The sequence below is a fragment of the Actinomadura sp. BRA 177 genome (genome assembly GCF_013372625.1).
Lineage (GTDB): Bacteria > Actinomycetota > Actinomycetes > Streptosporangiales > Streptosporangiaceae > Spirillospora.
The window spans coordinates 1-1,246 of the sequence record NZ_JABXFD010000598.1 but is presented as its reverse complement, the minus strand read 5'-3'; the positions used below and the strand labels follow the sequence as shown (position 1 = coordinate 1,246).

The window sequence follows — 1,246 nt, the reverse complement described above, 5'->3', positions numbered from 1 at the left end:
CCGCGGCCCTGGCGGCGGCGATCGCGGGTGCCAGCCAGGGATGCCAGTCCGGGGACCGGCCGAGCAGCACGTACGCCCACAGCGCGGTGACCGCGACCGCCGCCGCCAGGGCCGCGGCGCCCTCGGGGGCGCGGCGCCGCTCCCAGGCCAGAGCGGCGCCGATGCCGGTGAGCGCGGCGATCGCGGGTGCCAGCGCGACGGTGTAGTACTCGTGGAAGATCCCCTGCATGCGGCTGAAGATCGCGGCGGTGAGCAGCAGGCATCCGCCCCACAGTGCGAGCGCGGCGCGGGCGGGGTCGGTGCGGGGCGCGCGGCGCGTCGCCCACAGCCCGGCGGTGAGCAGGACGAGCGCGGCGGGCAGCAGCCAGGAGATCTGGCCGCCGATGACGGGCCCGAACATGCGGCCCCACCCGGCGTCCTGGTCGAGGTTGCCGAGGCCGCCGGTCTCCTCGCCGTTGAGGCGGCCGAGCCCGTTGTAGCCGAGCGCCAGTTCCAGGACCGAGTTGTGCTGCGACCCGCCGATGTAGGGGCGGGACGAGGCGGGGACCAGCGCGACCGCGGCGACCCACCAGCCGGCCGCCGCCAGCAGCGCTCCCCCGGCCGCGGCCAGCTGCCACAGCCGCCGCCGCACGGGCGCCGGGGCGGTGATCAGGTAGACCAGGGCGAACACCGGGACGACCAGGAACGCCTGCAGCATCTTGGCCAGGAACCCGGTGCCGACGCAGGCGGCGGCGAACAGCAGCCAGCGGGTGGACGCGGTCTCCTGCGCCCGGATCGTCCCGTACGCGCCGAGGGTCAGCAGCAGCACCAGCAGCGCGTCCGGGTTGTTGAAGCGGAACATCAGCGCGGCGACCGGTGTCAGCGCGAGCGCGGTCCCGGCGAGCAGCGCCGCCCAGGCGGGGAACCGGCGCCGGACGGCGGCGTGCAGGACGGCGACGGTCGCGACGCCCATCAGCGCCTGCGGGACGAGGATGCTCCAGGAGTTCACGCCGAACACGCGGGCGGCGAGCGCCATCGGCCACAGCGCGGCCGGGTCTTGTCGACGGTGATGGCGCCGGCGGCGTCGGAGGAGCCGAAGAAGAACGCCTTCCATCTGGCGGCGCCGGCCTGGACGGCGGCGGAGTAGAACGCGTTGGCCCATCCGGACGCGCCCAGCCCCCACAGGTACAGGACGGCGGTCGCGGCGAGCAGTGCCGGCAGCGCGGGCCGCGCCCAGGCCGGGTCGGCGGCGGGGCCGCGCAGGAGC

Annotated in this window: 1 protein-coding gene and 1 pseudogene; both read right to left on the bottom strand. The window is 76.5% G+C overall.

Going from position 1 to position 1,246, the window contains the following annotated elements; genetic code table 11:
* Positions 1 to 1,015: glycosyltransferase family 39 protein (locus HUX53_RS33935; RefSeq protein ID WP_255205908.1), on the bottom strand; the 1,015-nt coding region annotated here is incomplete at its 3' end.
* Positions 985 to 1,246 (bottom strand): annotated as a pseudogene (locus HUX53_RS41915) (hypothetical protein); the annotation flags it as partial. The pseudogene HUX53_RS41915 and the gene HUX53_RS33935, both read right to left, overlap by 31 nt.